Source organism: Acetobacter estunensis, from assembly GCF_011516945.1.
GTDB lineage: Bacteria > Pseudomonadota > Alphaproteobacteria > Acetobacterales > Acetobacteraceae > Acetobacter > Acetobacter estunensis.
In genome coordinates this window covers 1-17,276 of sequence record NZ_WOTH01000048.1, presented here as the reverse complement: position 1 = coordinate 17,276, position 17,276 = coordinate 1, and the positions used below count along the sequence as shown (strand labels likewise).

The 17,276-nt window shown below is 62.4% G+C and carries 18 protein-coding genes and 1 pseudogene; 5 read left to right on the top strand and 14 right to left on the bottom strand.

Going from position 1 to position 17,276, the window contains the following annotated elements:
* Positions 1-39: 39 nt before the first annotated feature.
* Entirely contained in the window at positions 40-510 is a 471-nt protein-coding gene (locus tag GOB87_RS14555; RefSeq protein WP_166318367.1) for a response regulator, read from the bottom strand.
* A gap of 201 nt (positions 511-711) precedes the next feature.
* Positions 712-2,019, bottom strand: a complete 1,308-nt coding sequence (locus GOB87_RS14550) for a DUF763 domain-containing protein (RefSeq protein WP_166318364.1) — start codon at positions 2,017-2,019, stop codon at positions 712-714.
* Between the two features lie 198 nt (positions 2,020-2,217).
* Between GOB87_RS14550 and GOB87_RS14545 the strand changes: the two genes are divergently transcribed.
* Positions 2,218-3,666: a glycosyltransferase family 2 protein gene (locus GOB87_RS14545; protein WP_166318361.1), complete on the top strand. Its 1,449-nt coding sequence runs from the start codon at positions 2,218-2,220 to the stop codon at positions 3,664-3,666.
* 136 nt (positions 3,667-3,802) lie between these two features.
* On the opposite strand, the gene pstS is transcribed toward GOB87_RS14545, so the two are convergent.
* The 7 genes from pstS to pstC all read right to left on the bottom strand — a co-directional run bounded on the left by pstS (position 3,803) and on the right by pstC (position 10,291).
* Positions 3,803-4,825, bottom strand: a complete 1,023-nt coding sequence (pstS, locus tag GOB87_RS14540; protein WP_166318358.1) for a phosphate ABC transporter substrate-binding protein PstS — start codon at positions 4,823-4,825, stop codon at positions 3,803-3,805.
* 116 nt (positions 4,826-4,941) lie between these two features.
* Entirely contained in the window at positions 4,942-6,093 is a 1,152-nt protein-coding gene (locus tag GOB87_RS14535) for a sensor histidine kinase (protein WP_166318355.1), read from the bottom strand.
* A gap of 72 nt (positions 6,094-6,165) precedes the next feature.
* On the bottom strand, positions 6,166-6,882 hold the full coding sequence (phoB, locus tag GOB87_RS14530; RefSeq protein WP_166318352.1) for a phosphate regulon transcriptional regulator PhoB: 717 nt from the start codon (positions 6,880-6,882) through the stop codon (positions 6,166-6,168).
* An 8-nt stretch (positions 6,883-6,890) separates the two neighbouring features.
* A complete protein-coding gene (phoU, locus tag GOB87_RS14525; protein ID WP_166318349.1) occupies positions 6,891-7,598 on the bottom strand; it encodes a phosphate signaling complex protein PhoU in 708 nt (235 codons plus the stop codon).
* Positions 7,599-7,611: 13 nt separating this feature from the next.
* Positions 7,612-8,403, bottom strand: coding sequence for a phosphate ABC transporter ATP-binding protein PstB (gene pstB, locus GOB87_RS14520; protein ID WP_166318346.1), 792 nt, complete (start codon positions 8,401-8,403; stop codon positions 7,612-7,614).
* A gap of 5 nt (positions 8,404-8,408) precedes the next feature.
* A complete protein-coding gene (pstA, locus tag GOB87_RS14515) occupies positions 8,409-9,290 on the bottom strand; it encodes a phosphate ABC transporter permease PstA (protein WP_166318343.1) in 882 nt (293 codons plus the stop codon).
* Complete coding sequence (gene pstC, locus GOB87_RS14510; RefSeq protein ID WP_166318340.1) at positions 9,287-10,291, bottom strand: phosphate ABC transporter permease subunit PstC; 1,005 nt, start codon at positions 10,289-10,291, stop codon at positions 9,287-9,289. Before pstC ends, pstA begins: the two co-directional genes overlap by 4 nt.
* Before the next feature lie 154 nt (positions 10,292-10,445).
* On the opposite strand from pstC, the gene GOB87_RS14505 reads away from it, so the two are divergent.
* Positions 10,446-11,759, top strand: a complete 1,314-nt coding sequence (locus GOB87_RS14505) for an anthranilate synthase component I family protein (RefSeq protein WP_166318337.1) — start codon at positions 10,446-10,448, stop codon at positions 11,757-11,759.
* Positions 11,756-12,559 (top strand): aminotransferase class IV, encoded by an 804-nt coding sequence (locus GOB87_RS14500; protein ID WP_166318334.1) that lies wholly within the window; start codon positions 11,756-11,758, stop codon positions 12,557-12,559. Before GOB87_RS14505 ends, GOB87_RS14500 begins: the two co-directional genes overlap by 4 nt.
* A 17-nt stretch (positions 12,560-12,576) precedes the next feature.
* Here the strand turns inward: GOB87_RS14500 and GOB87_RS14495 are convergent, their stop codons facing one another.
* From GOB87_RS14495 to GOB87_RS14480, 4 genes and pseudogenes are all read right to left on the bottom strand, one after another.
* Entirely contained in the window at positions 12,577-12,813 is a 237-nt protein-coding gene (locus GOB87_RS14495; protein ID WP_408737161.1) for a hypothetical protein, read from the bottom strand.
* A gap of 223 nt (positions 12,814-13,036) precedes the next feature.
* Positions 13,037-13,810: pseudogene (locus GOB87_RS14490) on the bottom strand (metal ABC transporter permease); the annotation flags it as partial.
* 1 nt (position 13,811) lies between these two features.
* Positions 13,812-14,582: a metal ABC transporter ATP-binding protein gene (locus GOB87_RS14485; protein WP_264805454.1), complete on the bottom strand. Its 771-nt coding sequence runs from the start codon at positions 14,580-14,582 to the stop codon at positions 13,812-13,814.
* Complete coding sequence (locus GOB87_RS14480) at positions 14,579-15,463, bottom strand: metal ABC transporter solute-binding protein, Zn/Mn family (protein WP_166318325.1); 885 nt, start codon at positions 15,461-15,463, stop codon at positions 14,579-14,581. Before GOB87_RS14480 ends, GOB87_RS14485 begins: the two co-directional genes overlap by 4 nt.
* Before the next feature lie 50 nt (positions 15,464-15,513).
* Here GOB87_RS14480 and GOB87_RS14475 point away from each other — a divergent pair, with 50 nt between their 5' ends.
* Positions 15,514-16,095 carry a Fur family transcriptional regulator gene (locus GOB87_RS14475; protein ID WP_242006476.1) on the top strand — a complete coding sequence of 194 codons (582 nt, stop codon included), beginning with the start codon at positions 15,514-15,516 and terminating at the stop codon, positions 16,093-16,095.
* A complete protein-coding gene (locus tag GOB87_RS14470) occupies positions 16,095-16,595 on the top strand; it encodes a hypothetical protein (RefSeq protein ID WP_166318322.1) in 501 nt (166 codons plus the stop codon). The genes GOB87_RS14475 and GOB87_RS14470 overlap by 1 nt, the downstream gene beginning before the upstream one ends.
* A gap of 140 nt (positions 16,596-16,735) precedes the next feature.
* On the opposite strand, the gene GOB87_RS14465 is transcribed toward GOB87_RS14470, so the two are convergent.
* Positions 16,736-17,149, bottom strand: a complete 414-nt coding sequence (locus tag GOB87_RS14465; protein ID WP_242006474.1) for an oleate hydratase — start codon at positions 17,147-17,149, stop codon at positions 16,736-16,738.
* Positions 17,150-17,276 lie beyond the last annotated feature (127 nt).

Below are 17,276 nucleotides of genomic sequence, written 5' to 3'. Positions count from 1 at the left end.
AATCTGCCTCCAGAGGCAAAATGCCGTTGTCATTCCAGATCAGACGCACAGGACACAGCTCTCAGAACAGAGAATAACACTCTTCAGACAAAATGTGAGAAATCCGCGACGTTGACGCGCCTGACGACGGAACGAACCGAGTTGCAACAGATTGCGCACCCGTGTGACAAATTCGGTGCGATCGACGGGACTGAGAAGAAAATCCGTCGCGCCGCTCTCCAAAGCTTTCAGGCGGCATTTCCGCTCATCGTGAGCGGTAACCACGATAATGGGCACATCATGCCCCCACCCACACTCCCGCACCTTTCCTATGAAGGTGGCGCCGTCCATCTCCGGCATCTTGAAATCGGTAATGAGCAGATCGGGATAATGTTCGTTGTCAAATCGCGTGAGCGCATCCGTGGGCCGCGCAAAGGTTTCAACCTCAACAGCAGAGGAAACGCTACGGGCCAACTGTTCGAAGGCCGTTCGCTTCGATGCCTGATCATCCACAATCGCGATCAGTTTCATCCAGCCCTCGCCCTCGATCCCGAATGCGGAACAGAACGCCAGTTCTTCCGCGTCGATACCATCCTCTTCCTCACTTAAGACACAAGTAGGTAAAAGAATGTTAAGAGCCGATAACAAACTGGCACATCGGCACAGTCATATTATTTCAGACGACCGCCAGTCCTTATTCGTCATTTTCGCTGGATCGGATCTGTTGGCGCTTCAGGGGGTCAGAGCAAAACGCGGCGGACGCTTGCGACGACCTTCAACGGTCCGAGCCGGTACCGACTTCTTCACGACCGTTTTCCTTGCAGGGGGCTCCCAACCGAACACACTGCGACCACCATAGGAGTGTGAGGCTCTCCGCTCAGATTCGACATGCTGCTCCAGCGATGGACCCGATACCCACCGCTCCAGCGTGCGGGCCTGCACGTCCAGCCTCCGGATGGCCTCCAAACGGTCCTCATTGCCCAGCTTCGCCTGCTCGACCGCGCCCTTGAGCATGGCGATCGTCTGGTCATACACCGCTGTCGGCACGGGAAATGGTTCCCGGTCCTTGCCTCCATGCGCCATTGCGAAACGGGCAGGATCAGCAAACCGGCAGGGCGTGCCGTGCACGACTTCCGCCACCATGGCGAGCGCTTCCACAGTGCGCCCACCCACACCGGGCACCAGAAGCAGATCCTGAAAATCTGCCGGTCCGCGATCCGCCGCAGCTGCCAGTGCGCCATGGAGCCTACGGATCATCACATCGCCCGAACGCACGTCATGATGCTCGGGCATGACCAGATGCGGCAGCATCCCCTGCTGCGACTGATCGCCCCCGCGCAGTCGCGCCACTTCCCGGGCAATCCGGCCCGGCCCCAGATCGTGCAACAGTTCGAGTTGCGCGCTGCGCGCCCCTTCAGCCCGTCGGTCCGCCAGATTGACGATATTGCCCTGCGGCTTGCCGTCGATCGCGCTGTGCGGGTCCGAGACAAAACTACCCAGCCCTTCCGACTGCCAGTGATACCGTCGGGCATACCGGCTTTCGCCGTTCATGCCCTGCTGAATGACCACCCAAGCGCCATCGTCCGCGACAACGAAACTGTGCAGATAAAGATCGAAGCCATCCTGCACCGCCGCGCTGTCCACCTTGGCCACCAAGCGGCTGGCCTGCCCCAGTGCTGCGCCATCCAGCCCGGTCTGTTCCGCCACCGCCAGCAGTTCATCGGGCGTACGCCGCGAGTGACGTCCACGACCGCCGCAAACGTGCAGGCCCAGCTCTTCCGACAGCGGCTCCAGACCACGCTTGAGCGCCCCCATGACGCTAGTGGTAATGCCCGAGGAATGCCAGTCCATCCCCATCACGGCGCCAAAGGACTGGAACCAGAACGGATGCGCCAGACGCCGGAGAAACTCCTCGCGTCCATAATGATGCACGATGGCCTGCGTGATGACGGCGCCGAGCGTGCTCATCCGCTGGGCCAGCCACATTGGCACACGACCGCCATGCAGAGGCAGATCGGCGCTTCCAGCCCGACGTGTCATAACCCGATCTCCCGGTTTGCGTGAACGGATGCGTCCCTTATCCCACTATGCGGCTTTTACCCGTTGTTTCACAGCGCGCGAAAGGCACGCTATAGGGAAAGTCCTCACAGGCGTTGCGCCGCTGTCTCCTACGCGACGTCCCATATACACCTTTGTCGTCAGTGAGTTGGATACTGACATGGTTCACAGGAACGCAACGTGAAGATAGCAATTGCCCTGTTCGTAAAAAACGAAGCTCAGGACATCGCGGGCTGGATCGCCTGGCATCTGGCACTGGGCGCGGATCGCCTCTTCATCTACGACGATCATTCCACGGACGGAACCTGGGAAATTCTGCAGGCCGCAGCGTCTCTCTACGATATCGAACTGGCCCGTACCCATCCCGAGAAGACCCCCGATTTCTACTGGCGGCAGGCCGATTGCTACAAGGACGCATGCCGCAAGGCCACCGGTCATTATGACTGGATCGGATGCCTCGATGGCGACGAATATGTCTCTCTCGAACGCGATGAAAATCTCGGCGCCTTCTTTTCAAAATTCGCGGATTACAATGGCGTCGGTTTGAGTTGGCGCATCTATGGCTCCGGCACCCGTGTCCTCAAGAGCCGCCGCCCCGCCTATGAAGCCTATACTTTTCACTGCACTCCTGACATGGGGGATTGCGAACTGGGCAAGGCTTTTATCCGTCCTGAAGACTACACTTACGAATACGAGACGCCTCATCGTCTGTTTCTGAAAAACGAACGCTATGCGGACGCCTTGGGTCGGCCGCTCGAATGGCGCGGCTCCATCCACGATACTCTCTGGGAAGGAGCCTGCATCAATCACTACATCCTGCGGTCCATGGAAAACTATGTCGATCGCATCCGGCGGCGCATCAATTCCGACCTCTCCGACTCAACCGATTACTGGAATTACTTCAACCGTAACGACATATATGCCCCCGAGCGCAAGGAATTCATTGAGCGCGCCGGCACAATTATGACGACCATTCACATAGCCTGCGCCAATCACTATCTGCAGCGACTGACGCATCACGGATTTGCCACACCCACGACCAGCAACGCCGCGCGCCTCTACCGCATCCAGACGCACGCACAGATCCCGTTGGTTCTGGATCATCCCGAAGGTCATGTGACGCAATCTTCCGATGCCGATACGGATGCAACCCAAACACTGACAGGTGCTGTTTACGCTGAAGATTCGCAGCATATCCATCTGTTCGTGGAGCAATATGGGCACATTTCGCCCACGCCATTCCGTCTCCGCCATGATGGTCGATTCCGCTGCTCGCTGGACTATCTTCTCGTGCCATCAAGCACCAAGAACCGCTGGCACCTGCGCCGGGAAGATGGCGGAAAATACATCGCCTTTCCACCACCGGAAGCCGGTAATGTCGTGGACGCCAATCGCGACACTGCGGCGGAATGGGAAGAGTGTTCCTTGATCGAGAAGTCCGTCGAAACTCCTCTTCTTCTGGCCTCCCCTCATAATGTAAAAAACCGGCACGAATTTTTCGAATTCCTGCGCCAGAACGCAGGACGTCTCACTTACGATGATTTTGTCCTGGCTCTCGCAGCGTTGCCTGACGGCTGTCGCAACGATGTAAGCCGCTCAAGCGAAGGACGGATCATCAGCTGGATCTGATACCCGCTTCCTGATTGACGATCGGGAACATTACCCCAAACAGCAAAGACCCCGCCCGGCAGAACCGGGCGGGGTCTTTCGTAATGGCCCTAGGGGGAGAGGGACAAACACCCCTCTTCCTTCGTCCATTCCTGTATCAGTTGGAACCCTTCGTGGGGCACCCGGAAACAGCCTGCTGCTTGACCGTTTCGGGCAGCGGCACGTAGTCCAGTTTCTGAGCCGTGGCATCGCCAGTGCGGAAAGCGTTGGCAAAGAACGTGCACACCGCAGCCCCACGCGCCGGGTCCTTCGCATTGGTCGGCACGAGGACGAATGTCGCAGACATGATCGGCCATGCATTCTTGCCAGCAGGCGCCAGCAGGTCCACCGCGAAGTTCGGTGCGTGCTCCCAGTCGGCTCCAGCCGCCGCCGCGGCGAAGCTCGCGGTTTCCGGCTTCACGAATTCACCGTCCTTGTCCTGCAACTGCACGGTCGGGATGGAATTGCGACGGGCATAGGCATACTCGACGTAACCGATGCCGCCTTCGGTGGCGCGCACGGAAGCACCCACACCGTCATTGCCGCGTGCGCCCGCGCCACCCGGCCACTGAACGGAGGTCGCGGCTCCCACCTGATCTTTCCATGCGGAAGAGACCTTGGAGAGATAGGACGTGAACACGAAGCTCGTGCCCGATCCGTCCGCACGGTGGACCGGAGCAATCGCCAGATCCGGCAACGTCACGCCCGGGTTGAGGGCGACGATCTTCGGATCGTTCCACGTTGAAATCGTGCCGAGATAAATACCCGCCAGCGTCTCGCCATCCAGCTTCAGCGCGTTGGACGCGACACCCGGAATATTGACGATGGGCACAATGCCACCCACCACTGTCGGGAACTGATAAAGCGACGACGAGGCCAGCTTGGCAGGGGCCACCGGAGCGTCAGAGGCGCCGAAGTCCACCGTACGAGCCGACACGAGGTTCTGGCCAGCGCTCGACCCGACACTCTGGTAGTTCAGGGAAATTCCAACGGCTTTCTTCGCCTCGTCCCCCCAGGCCTGATAGATCGGCGCGGCAAAGCTCGACCCCGCGCCCGTGATCTCGGCGGCATGAGCACCATGCGCCACCAGCGGCGCGGCCGTCAGCAGCAGGGCGGCGAGAAAGCGGTTTCCGGTCAGCATTCTGGTTCTCCGACAACACAAAGGCATGCGGAACCGCACACGCGGCCCACATCGCCCGCCTGTCCTAACGCACATGTCCTGTGTGGGAAAATGATGTCTTCATGACAGACGCCGACTCAGGCAACCGGCAGCCAGACCTGACAGCACGTCCCCTTCCCCACGACGCTGTCGATCTCGAAACTACCACCATGACGGTCCACGATATGTCGCACGATGGCCAGCCCCAGCCCGTACCCTGCGCCACTGGTGCGCCCACGTCCTTCCACCCTGTAGAACCGTTCCGTGAGACGCGGCAGGTGAGCGGCATCGATTCCCGCGCCATCGTCCTCCACCACAAAGACCACCCCCGCACGCCCATGCTGCGTCTGCGCTTCGATCCGGACACGAATACGAAGCGGACGCTCCTCCACCTTCGCATATTTCAGGGCGTTCTCGACAAGATTGACCAGAACGCGGATGATCTGCTCCTCATCTCCCGCCACACTGAGCGGCTCGTACGCCGTATCCAGAACGACACCCTTCGCCGTGCAGGCAGCCACCGTCTCTTCACGCACGCGCTCGATCACGGACGCCGCTTCGATCCGTCCGCGTGGTTTGCGATGCTCAAGCATCTCCACCCGTGAGAGTTCCAGAAGCTGCTCGATCAGTCTCTGCATGCGTGCGGCCTGATCGGCCATGATTCCCAGAAACTGCTGCTGCGCCTGCGGATCATTCGCCGCCGGACCGCGCAGGGTTTCAATGAACCCGCTCAGAGCCGCCAGCGGCGTGCGAAGTTCATGGCTGGCATAGGCCACGAAATCGGCCCGCATCCGCTCCACCGCGTCCATCTCGGAATGATCGCTCAAGATGGCCAGAACACGTGCAGGCCCCGTCGTCAGAGCATCGGGAAGCAGCCGGACCGCCACGCGCACGACGCGCCGGACCGGCACCTCGATCACCAGCGAACCGCTGGCCTGCAACGTTACCCCATCCAGTTTTCTCAAGGCGGCGAACATGCCGGGCGAGCGGACAATCGTGCCCAGAGCCTCGCCAAAGGTCGCCTTCGCCTCGATATTGGCAAAACGCAGCGCGCCATGCCCATCCAGCAACACGGCAGCGTCCGGTAGCAGATCCAGCAGCACTTCCATCGACACCACAGGCGCGCGCCGCTCTTCGCGGCGGATACGCGCCCTTCGGGCCGTCACACGGCGGCATCCCAACGACCAGCCGAACAGACCGCCTGTCAGCCACCCGGTGGCCACACAGGCCGTGAGAAGCATTGTGCTCATCGCGTGTGGAGGCTTTCGCTCCGCTCTTTTACCGACACGTCCACCTCTGCAAGGAAGGACAGCGCAGCCATGTCACGCGTCTTCGTTGTCCAGCGCATAGCCCGCGGACCGGACAGTGCGGATGAAATCCTTGTCACCGGCACCATTGATCTCCTTGCGGAGCCTGCGGATGTGAACGTCCACCGTGCGAACTTCCACATGAATGTTCTCACCCCAGATGGACCGCAGGATTTCCTCGCGCGAGAACACACGCCCCGGACGGCGGAGGAAAAACTCCAGCAACCGAAACTCGGTAGGGCCAAGCTGAAGCGTGCGGTCGCCCCGCGTCACACGATGCTTCACCAGATCGAGTGAGATGTCTTCGAACCGCAGCACATCCTCGACGGTCGAACCGCCCGCACGACGCAACAGCGCACGAATACGCGCCTCAAGCGACGCCATGCTGACCGGCTTGACCAGATAATCGTCCGCGCCCGTCTCCAGTCCACGAATGGAATCCGCCTCTTCCGAGCGCGCTGTCATCATGATGACAGGAATGTCTCCCCCGCCCGGCATGGCCCGCAGGCGACGACATATATCAAGGCCGCTCAGATTGCCCGGCAACATCCAGTCCAGCAGAACCAACGCAGGACGATAGGACCCGAGCAAATCGATCGCCGCCACGCCATCGGCGGCGACTTCGACCTGAAAGCCCATTTTCTCAAGATTGTAGCGCAGCATGACCTGCAGCGAAGGATCGTCCTCCACCACCAGCACACGCAGTCCGCTTCCGACCAGACTTCCCGACATAGGCTCTCTCAGGACTGGAGGGAGGCCATGTTTCCACGTCCCCCACGCGGACGGACGGATGGCAACATCTCGCCCGTCACGGCATAATAGACACGCTCGGCGATATTGGTGGTGTGATCGCCGATCCGCTCCAGATTCTTCGCAACAAACATCAGGTGGATGCAGGTGCCGATGTTGCGGGGATCCTCCATCATGTACGTCATCAGTTCACGGAACATCGCCGTGTAGAGTTCGTCCACAGCCGCATCCGCCTGCCACACGGCCACCGAAGCGTCGCGATCCTCGTTCGCCAGCGCATCGATGGCGCGACGCAGATTGTCCTGCACCAGACGCCCCATGCTGCGCAGACCCACGAGCGACGGACCGCCTTCCATATCCAGCTTCATGGCCCGACGGGCGATGGAAGAAGCGTAATCCCCGATGCGCTCCAGATCGCCCGTGATCTTCAGCGCCGCAACGATCGTGCGCAGATCGACCGCCATGGGCGAACGCAGCGCAAGAATACGGATCGCCAGAGCTTCCGCCTCGCGCTCCAGCTCATCCACTTCCGGGTCAAGCTCGGGCGGCTCGATGGCGGCTTCGTCGTCGCCATCCACAATGGCCTTGACGGCCTGAGCCGTCTGGCGCTCGACCAGTCCGCCCATCTGCCTCATGAGGCTGCGCAGATGTTCGAGTTCCTGCTCGTAGCTCTTTACGGTATGCGTCGCCTCGGTCATCGCCCCACTCCCCTCAGCCGAACCGGCCGGTGATGTAATCCTGCGTCCGCGTTTCCTTCGGCGCGGTGAACATCCGGTCGGTGCTGTCCATTTCCACCAGTTCGCCCAGATAGAAGAACGCCACCTGATCCGCGCAGCGTGCCGCCTGCTGCATATTGTGCGTTACAATGGCAATCGTGAACTCTTTCTTGAGTTCGTCCAGAAGTTCCTCGATGCGCGCCGTAGAAACGGGATCGAGAGCACTCGTCGGCTCATCGAGAAGAACCACTTCGGGGCGCGTAGCGATGGTGCGGGCAATGCACAGACGCTGCTGCTGGCCACCCGAGAGCGCCGTGGCGGACGCCTTCAGGCGATCCTTCACTTCCCCCCACAGCGCCACGCGCCGCAGCACATCCTCCACGCGCGCGTCCATCTCCGAACGCGAGAGCTTTTCGTGCAGTTTCACGCCGAACGCGATGTTGTCATAGATCGACATCGGAAAAGGTGTGGGCTTCTGGAACACCATACCAACGCGCGCGCGCAGACGGTTGATATCCACCCCTGAGCCGATCACGTTGCGACCGGCAAAAAGCACTTCGCCCGTGGCCCGCTGACCGGGATAAAGATCATACATCCGGTTGAGAACCCGCAGCAGCGTGGACTTGCCACAGCCCGACGGACCGATCATGCCCGTCACCTTGCGGCGCTGGAAATCCATCGTGATATTGCGCAGCGCCTTGTTGTCGCCGTAGTAGAAATCGAGATTGCGCACGGCAATCGCGGGCTTTTCCGCCACTTTCGTCTCCTGACTTGCCTGCCCGATCATGCGCCTTACGCTCCCTTGCGGCCGAAACCGATCCGCACCAGAATATTGATGAACAGCACGCCCAGCGTCACCAGAAGCGCACCCGTCCAGGCCAGTTGCACCCAGTCCTCGAAAGCCGAGCCGGCGTACTGGTAAATCGTCACCGGCAGGCTGGCCATCGGCCGCGTGAGGCTGACGGACCAGTCCAGATTACCCAGCGATGTGAACAGCAGCGGCGCCGTCTCGCCCGCTACGCGGGCCACCGCGAGCAGAATACCGGTCAGAACGCCTGTTTTCGCGGCCCGCAAACAGATGAACACGATCACCCGCCATTTCGAAGCGCCAAGGCCAATCCCCGCTTCACGCAGGGAAATCGGCACCAGCCGGAGCATGTCCTCCGTCGTGCGCACCACGATCGGCAACGCGAGGATGGCCAAAGCCAGCGACCCTGCGAGCCCGGAAAACTGCCCGCTGGGCACCACCACGAGCTGATAGATGAACAGGCCGATGAGAATGGAGGGTGCGGACAGCAGCATGTCAGAGACGAAGCGCGTGGTGCTGGCCAGCCAGCCGCGTCCATAATCCGAAAGATAGATGCCGCACATCATGCCCACCGGCGCACCGATCAGGATGGCCATGGCCGTCTGGATCAGACTGCCCACGATGGCGTTGGCCAGACCGCCTTCCTGCCCGGGAGACGCCGTGGAATGTGTGAATGTGATGAGTGAGAGACCGCCCACGCCGCGCACGACCAGCGTAAACAGGATGGAACCCAGCGCGATCAACGCGACGGACGTGGCCAGAAGACTGAGAACCGTGGCCAGCCGATCCATGAGCCGCCGCCGCATGGCCAGCGTGCTGTTGACCTTCCAGCCGTCATCGCGAATGGAACCGTTTCCCTCGCTCATCGGCCATCTCCCTTCTTCGACATACCCAGCAGTATGCGGGAAGCCGCGAGCGCCAGAAACGAGAGCACCATCAGGATCGCGCCAAGAGCCATCAGGGAGGACAGCTTCAGGCTGCCTGCCGGACTCTCGGGAAACTCAAGGGCGATCAGCGAGGCAATCGTGTTGCCGGGCGCAAACAGCGACCAGCCGATGCGGTTGGAATTGCCGATGACGAACGTCACGGCCATCGTCTCACCCATCGCGCGGCCCATGCCCAACACGACACTGCCCACCACGGCCGAGCGCGACCACGGCAGGATGACATTGCGCATCACTTCCCAGCGCGTGGCGCCAAGGCCGAAGCCGCTCTCCTTGAGCACGGGCGGGATGGAGGCGAACACATCGCACATCACCGCCGTAATGAAGGGCATCACCATCACGGCGAGGATCAGTCCGCCCGTCAGCAGGCCGGTGCCGAACGGCGCCCCCTGCACCAGCGCGCCGAGTCCCGGCACATGGCCGAACCAGTGCCGCGCCGTCGGCTGCACGTAATGCGCCATCAGGGGTACGATCACGAAAAAGCCCCACATGCCGAAAATAATGGAAGGCACCGCCGCCAGAAGCTGTACCGCCATGCCCACACCGGCCGAGACGCGCGCGGGTGCCATCTGTGTGAGCCAGAACGACGCGCCAAAAGCCAGAGGCACCGCCAGAATCAGTCCGATCAGACTGGTGACGATCGTGCCGAACACCGGAGCCAACGCCCCGAAATGCTGGGTGACCGGATTCCAGACGGACGTGAAAAGGAAGGCCGGCCCAAACGCCGTCATCGCCTTCATTCCCCCCACGACCATGACCAGAATGATCGCGCCGAGAAGCAGAAGAACGCCGATTCCCGCTGCCGTCACCAGCCACCGGAACACGACATCCGTATCGAACCGACGGCCATCGCCGGCTTCGGGCCCATGCTCGTCGCCGATTACCCTCGCCGCCGGGGACACCGTCTGCGATGTTGTCTCCATGAAAGGCGCTCCGCTTGCTGACGCGAAGGGACCATTACTTAAGGGCAAACCCGGCGGCAACCACGCGCCCCCTCCGAGGCCGTGACATTTTTATTTCATCGCGTGCGTTCCACCCATACACGAGGCGGTCCACGCGGTGTATGCACGCCTTTCCATGACCCATATTCCTCTCCTGCGGCCCCATGCGTGGCTCCCGCCGCAGGCTGCGTTGCGTGCGTATGCCGCAGCGCCCTGGATGGCTTTTCTTGACAGTGGGGGCGCGCCCGATGCGCCCCGCGCCCGATGGTCCTTTCTCTGCCCACGCCCCCGTGAGACCTTGGTGTGGCGGGGAAAACAGCTCTGGCGCAACGACATGCCCGTCGGCGGCTCGGTATGGGAGCATCTGCGCGACATGCGTCTGGCCCTTCCTCTGCCCCCGAAAGGACCACCTCCCTTTCGGGGTGGACTGATCGGACTGGCCTCCTACGGGGCGGGACTGGCGCTGGAAAACGTGGTCTCCCGCCATCACAGCACGACGCCCGACCTCATCGCTTTTTCCTGCACCGATCTGCTGGCCTTCGACCGACAGGAGCAGCGCTGCTTCGCCATCGGCGATCTGCCCGCTGCGACTTCGCTGCCGTCGCCCGCCACCTTTTCACCTTTGACATTCACACCCGACATGGACCGGGCAGATTGGCTCGTCCGCGTGCAGAAGGTGATCGACCTGATCGGTGCGGGAGATATTTTTCAAGCCAACCTGACCATGCGCTGGCATGCACACGCACCAAGTTCCTTCGATGAACACGCGGCCTATGAGGCTCTCCGCGCGGCGTCCCCCGCGCCTTTTGGCGCGTGGTTCCGCACACCGGAGGTCTCGCTGCTCAGCGCTTCCGTGGAACGCTTTCTTTCCCTCTCTACGGACGGAATTGTGGAGACACGGCCCATCAAGGGCACTGCCCCTTTCGGCGCAGATGACACGGAAACACGGCATCTGGCGGCGGCATTGACAGCGGACACCAAAGAGAACGCCGAAAATCTGATGATTACGGACCTGATGCGCAACGACATCGGCCGCGTGTGCGAGATCGGCTCCATTTCCGTGCCACAGCTCTGCAAGGTGGAACGCTTTGCACACCTCCACCACCTCGTGTCCTGCGTGCAGGGCCGGTTGCGTCCCGGCCTGACAGCCGAAGACCTGCTGCGCGCCACTCTTCCGCCCGGATCGGTAACCGGCGCGCCCAAACATCGGGCCATGGAAATCATCGATGCGGTGGAAACATCTGCCCGGGGTGCCTATTGCGGCACCCTGTTCCGCATCGGGCGGGAGGGTGAGATGGACAGTTCCGTGGTAATCCGCAGCATGGAACGCACCGGCGACAGATTGGCCATCGGCGCGGGGGGCGGCATCACATGGCCTTCCGACCCTGCACGGGAATATGACGAGATGCTGCTCAAGGCCGCCCCCCTTCTGAAGGTTTTTGCACAATGACGGACATGGTCTGGCTCAACGGACGCCTCTTTCCCGCCGATCAGGCCCGCATCGATCCGACCGACCGAGGGTTTCTGCTGGGAGATGGCCTGTTCGAGACCATGCGGCTGGTGGGGGGCGAAGTGCCGCAACTGGAGCGCCATCTGGCCCGACTGGAGAGCAGTTGCGGCGTACTCCAGCTTCCTCCCCCATCCCGCGAGACCATCCGGAAGGCGATCCACGCGCTACAGACGGCATGCCACATAACTGCCGGTTCCATGCGCCTGACCGTCACACGCGGCTGCGGTCCACGCGGCCTGCTGCCTCCCAATCCTCCCGCTCCAACCGTGCTGTTGACCTGCGCGCCCCATAGTGGCGACGTAACCGCTCCGCTGCGACTGGGCATCAGCCGCTTCACCCGCGACGGTGGAGCGCCCCTCTCAAGCGTGAAATCGCTGGATTATCTGCCCGCCGTCCTCGCACGCATGGAAGCCGTGGCGGCCGGGTTCGATGACGCGCTGTTGCCCGGCATCGGCGATGTGATCGCGGAAGCCAGCGCCGCCACCATCGTGCTGCTGCTGGATGGCGAACTGGTGACGCCATTGGTGGAAGACGGCGCGCTTCCCGGCATCTCCCGCGCACGTCTTTTGGAAGCAGGTCTGTGCGGTGAGCGGACGATCCCGCTGGCCCGTCTGGATGAAATGGAAGCCGCGTGGCTCACGACCGCGCTGTCCGTGCAGGCCGTCGCCGCCATCGGTGAGCATGAGTTGAGACTGGACGCCGCCCGCGAGGGTGCGCTGCGCAGCTTTCTGTTCGGATAAGCCGCGAAGGGCGGCTGTCAGTCCGCCTGCCCCGGAGCCAGATGCTGCACGCGCACGGCCCGACCGCCTGCGTCATAATAGATCACGCTGTCACCGCGCCGCTGGGCATATCCATCCGGACGACCGTCCTTCGTCCAGAACATCAGACGGTCGATATCGGGCTGCTCCACCACCTTGTCGCCCACAGGACGCTGGATGTAGCTGTAGTCCTTGCGCACCCGCATGGCGTTGAAATGCTTTGAAAGCGCCTGCATGTCCGGGGCGGATTTCTTGTCATCCTCCCCGCCGCCGGGAAGACTCTGCGCCAGAACCGGCGTTGCCATCATACCCGCCAGCAGAGCCACTCCACCCACACGCCACAGCATTCCGCGCATCGTTGTCCGTCCCTCTTGTGCTGGCCTGTTGCCTCTCCGGCTTGTCCCAGCTTTCCCGCCCTGCCGCAAGGCACGCGGACGCAGGGAACCCACGCCCGATCCGCACACCGGACAGAACATAGGCCACCGCCCCGAGAAGCGCGATCCAGAACGAAACCGGCGCGTCCGTCCACCATGAGAGCACCAGCCCACCCCAAGCCTCGACCAAGGCGAACACGGCCGATCCCACAAGCCCGGCAAGCGGCGAAAGCCCCAGACGGTGCGCCACGGCACCCGGCCCCACCATCAGGGCAAAGACCAGCAGCACACCCGTGATCTGCGCGCATTCCGCCGTGGCGGCCCCCACAAGCATCAGGAACAGCATGGACAACAGCCGCAGCTTCACGCCCCGCGCCTCCGCCAGTTCCGGCTGAAGCGACGCAAACAGAAGCGGGCGCGACATCACCGCCAGCAGCGCCACACCGCCCACAGCAAAGACGCCCAGCGAGACGAGCATGGAGGGACTCACCCCCAGCACGTTGCCGAACAACAGGGCGTTGGCCAACGAGGCCGAGCGGGTCATCAGGTGCAGGAACAGCACCCCGAACCCCAGCGCCAGCGAGAGCACCAGCCCGATCGCCACATCCCGCTGAGCACTCGCCCGCCCCTCGATCGCGCCCATCGCGCCGCCCGCAATCACGGACGCACCGAACAGGCCCAGCAGCGGCGAGAACCCGGCCAGCACAGCGCCCGCCGCTCCCGCGAACGCGATGTGAGACAGCGCATGTCCCGCAAAAGCCTGCCCGCGCAACACCAGAAACCAGCCCACAGGACCCGCCAGCAGCGCCACGAAAACGGACGCCGCAAACGCGGTCCGCATGAACTCGTATTCCAGCATCCTACAGACCGTCCGCCGCGACCAGAATCCGCCCCGAAGGGGAGCGGCATACCTCCACCGGCGCACCGTAGAGCGCGCTCAGGCTCGCGCTCGTCACCACCTCGTCCACCGGGCCGAGGCGGGCGTGACCGCGTGCGACATAAAGCACGGAGTCCATGACGCCGGTAAGGGCGTTGAGGTCATGCGCGGAACAGATCACCGTCATGCCTCGTGCGCGGGCAATCGTCCCTATACGCTCGGCCACATCGCGCATCCGCACGGGATCGAGACTGGCCAGAGGTTCATCGAGAAGCAACAGACGCGGATTGCCGATCAACGCCTGCGCGATCAGCAACCTCTGCCGCTCCCCGCCCGAAAGCTCCCCCAGTCTGCGGGCCGCAAAGACCGTGGCGTCCACAGCCTCCAGCGCCTCCTTGATGGCGGCGCGATCGGACGCCCTCAGCCACGGGAGTCCCCAACGATCCCCCCTGATATCGGAGCCGAGCAGGTCATAGCCCGTCAGGCTGGCGCCAGCAGGCGTGCGGACCTGCGGCATATAGCCGACATGACACGCCGCCTGCGCGGGCGGCTGTCCCATCACGGTGATGCGCCCCTGCGTGGGCGGCAGCAGGCCAAGCAACGCGCGCAGGAACGTGGTCTTGCCGGAGCCATTGGCTCCGAACAGGCCCACGAAACACCCCTGCGGGATGGTCAGGCTGACATCCGCAAGCACCGTCCGACCGTCCCGCTCCAGCGTCACGCCTTCACAGGCAATGGCGGGTGTGTCTGTCACCGCGCCTTCGCAGCCGGAACAAGCAGGGCTTCGATCTGGTCGAGCGTGCGGTTCATCCAGCCAAACCAGTGCAGCCCTTCCGGCAGCGTCTCGGACAGCCCCATGACCGGCACGCCGGCCTTGCGCGCGATCTCGACAAGGCGCGTGGCCGTCGGCGTCGTGGTCTGCTCATTATAGATCAGCAGGTTCAGGTGTTTGTCCTTCAAATCCCGCTCGAACCGCGCCACATCCTCGGGCGCCGGCTCAGCCTCGTTCATGACCGCAAGCTGAAACGCCTTCTCGTCCGAGACCATACCCAGCGCGTCCGTCAGACGGCCCGGAAGCGGTTCGGTTGCACCCACATGCAGCCCGCCGACCTTCACCTTCAGCGCCGCAATGCGAGCGTCGATCTTTCCAAGCTCCTGCTCGAACGTGGCGAGGTAGGCCTTGATCTCCATCGCGTCCTGCGGCTGCGCCTGACGCAGCACATCCGCCATCCGCTCCGCAGTCGCCCGCACCACCGCCGGATCGAACCACAGATGCGGGTTGTCCCCGTCTTTCCAGCCCGCCGCCTGCGCCGCCGAGACAACTGGCGGCGTGTGGCCGCTGGCTGCCACCAGACGGTCCATCCACGAATCGTAGCCCGCGCCGTTGACCACCACCATGCCCGCGCCCGCAATGGCCCGCGCCACAGACGGCGAAGCCTCGAACATATGCGGGTCGATGTCAGGCGTGTGGATGATGCTGGTCACACTCACATGCGGGCCGCCCACGCTGGCGGCAATATCGCCCCACACGCTCTCCGCCGCCACAACGGGAAGCGGCTGCGAAGCGGCCTGCGCGGCAACTGGCAGGGCAAGCGCCCCGAGAAAGGCAAGAACGGTCCGGCGCGAAAGGAACATGGCGTCACTCTTTTCGATGATATGTTATATTGTATCGTCAAATGGGCGCGATGCAACAGGCAGGTATGGGCACGCCGCCCGCCTTGGCCTACGATGCTGCCCGTATGACAGCCGCCACCGACACCCACCGCTTTCCGCCGCGCACGGAACACCTGCTGGACCGCGCCACGGACTTCTGTTCCCGCGAGAACATGAAGCTGACCAGCCTGCGCCGACAGGTGCTCGGGCTGATGCTGGAATCGGCGCGACCCATGGGAGCGTATGATCTGCTGGAACAGCTTCGCACCCTCCATGAAGGCGCGGCTCCGCCAACGGTCTACCGTGCGCTCGATTTCCTTCTGGAACTTGGGCTGATCCACAAGATCGAGCGCCTGTCCGCCTTCGTGCCGTGCCTGCACACGCTGGAACACGATCACGGCCTGCACGCGCATGAGGAAGGCGAGGAATGTCTCCATTCCGGTCAGTTCCTGATCTGCCGCGAATGTTCGCAGGTGACGGAACTGGAGGACGCCGGGATTCTCGCGGCCATTGTCGCGGCCTCACGCAAGGCCGGGTTCCGCATGACGCATTCCACCATCGAGATTGAAGGCGTGTGCGCCCGCTGCGCCGGTGCGGCACACGCCCGCGCCTGATGGGCCGCTGTCGGCTCAAGCAGGAGCAACTGCCGCTCCCCTTTCCGGAACAACCGCCCACGCCTGCGCGCCCACGGGTGCAGAAGCCCGTTACGGCTGAAGCCGCGTCGCCCGCTGAGCCGGACCTGTTCAGCGCACCGCCGCCACGCACGCTCAGCCGTCCGGTCGGCTTTCCGCTCTCCCCTGTCTCACTGCACCAGTTCCGCCAGACCGCCACGCCCGCAACCGTGGACACATGGCTCTATTACGGCGTGACGGACCCGAGCCTGACAGGCCGACTTCTGGAAGATGGGCTACTGCCGGATCGCGCGGACCCGCCGTTGCTACGTGAGGCCGGAGCAGCGCTGCGGTGGCTGGCGGATCTGGATGAGGAACTACTTGCGGAAGGACGCGTGGTGCTGTTCAGGCTGCGACGGAAACTGGTGCGCGATGTGATGGAGCTGGACCCGGATGGGTCCAGCGAGCCGGGGGCACGGGGATATTTTCTGATGAAGATGTGAAGACTGGTCTCGCCCCATGACAGACGTAAATATGAGGCTGTTTCATTTCCTGAAGCGGACGCAGCAATTGGCGGCTCCGGCATAAACTGAACTGTTTCGCCGGAACCACCAGACCGTGGATCAGCCGAACGCGGCTTGTATCATTTCGCAATCAGGTGCGCGTTTTCAAGCAACTCTCCGATCACTGTCTCGTCTAGCTTGTTCATCAGCAGTTTGCGCAGGATTTCAGGACCGGGAAGAGCAATACCCTGTCCATCCCGTACCCGGTTAAGGGTATGCAGCAGTGACCGGATATCATAGGTGGAATTGAAGACTTCCGGCACACCGCGTTCGACACCAAGAAGCTCATAGACAGCTTCCATGGCGGTACGGGTGGAGTATTCAATCGTGAAAATACAGTCAGGCTGCTTTGATTCAGCGAACTGGCCGATAAAGGCGAAATTGACGGCTTCTTTCGGCACGACATCCGGACGGTCCCCTGCCTGACGTGGCATGAAGAACGCCGTAATATACGGCATCATGACAGGCACGGTCTTGGCAGCCGTTGCGGCCATTTCCGGAATTTCCTCAACGCGGATTTCTCACATTTTGTCTGAAGAGTGTTATTCTCTGTTCTGAGAGCTGTGTCCTGTGCGTCTGATCTGGAATGACAACGGCATTTTGCCTCTGGAGGCAGATTCT

Bases quoted from the DNA above. Each gene is read 5' to 3' on its own strand.
- GOB87_RS14500 (WP_166318334.1), top strand. From the start codon at position 11,756: ATGACGGACATGGTCTGGCTCAACGGACGCCTCTTTCCCGCCGATCAG.
- GOB87_RS14465 (WP_242006474.1), bottom strand. From the start codon at position 17,149: ATGGCCGCAACGGCTGCCAAGACCGTGCCTGTCATGATGCCGTATATT.
- GOB87_RS14470 (WP_166318322.1), top strand. From the start codon at position 16,095: ATGGGCCGCTGTCGGCTCAAGCAGGAGCAACTGCCGCTCCCCTTTCCG.
- GOB87_RS14475 (WP_242006476.1), top strand. From the start codon at position 15,514: ATGCAACAGGCAGGTATGGGCACGCCGCCCGCCTTGGCCTACGATGCT.
- phoU (WP_166318349.1), bottom strand. From the start codon at position 7,598: ATGACCGAGGCGACGCATACCGTAAAGAGCTACGAGCAGGAACTCGAA.
- GOB87_RS14550 (WP_166318364.1), bottom strand. From the start codon at position 2,019: ATGACACGTCGGGCTGGAAGCGCCGATCTGCCTCTGCATGGCGGTCGT.
- GOB87_RS14505 (WP_166318337.1), top strand. From the start codon at position 10,446: ATGACCCATATTCCTCTCCTGCGGCCCCATGCGTGGCTCCCGCCGCAG.
- pstS (WP_166318358.1), bottom strand. From the start codon at position 4,825: ATGCTGACCGGAAACCGCTTTCTCGCCGCCCTGCTGCTGACGGCCGCG.
- pstB (WP_166318346.1), bottom strand. From the start codon at position 8,403: ATGATCGGGCAGGCAAGTCAGGAGACGAAAGTGGCGGAAAAGCCCGCG.
- GOB87_RS14495 (WP_408737161.1), bottom strand. From the start codon at position 12,813: ATGCAGGCGCTTTCAAAGCATTTCAACGCCATGCGGGTGCGCAAGGAC.
- GOB87_RS14480 (WP_166318325.1), bottom strand. From the start codon at position 15,463: ATGTTCCTTTCGCGCCGGACCGTTCTTGCCTTTCTCGGGGCGCTTGCC.
- pstA (WP_166318343.1), bottom strand. From the start codon at position 9,290: ATGAGCGAGGGAAACGGTTCCATTCGCGATGACGGCTGGAAGGTCAAC.
- GOB87_RS14535 (WP_166318355.1), bottom strand. From the start codon at position 6,093: ATGAGCACAATGCTTCTCACGGCCTGTGTGGCCACCGGGTGGCTGACA.
- phoB (WP_166318352.1), bottom strand. From the start codon at position 6,882: ATGTCGGGAAGTCTGGTCGGAAGCGGACTGCGTGTGCTGGTGGTGGAG.
- GOB87_RS14555 (WP_166318367.1), bottom strand. From the start codon at position 510: ATGAAACTGATCGCGATTGTGGATGATCAGGCATCGAAGCGAACGGCC.
- pstC (WP_166318340.1), bottom strand. From the start codon at position 10,291: ATGGAGACAACATCGCAGACGGTGTCCCCGGCGGCGAGGGTAATCGGC.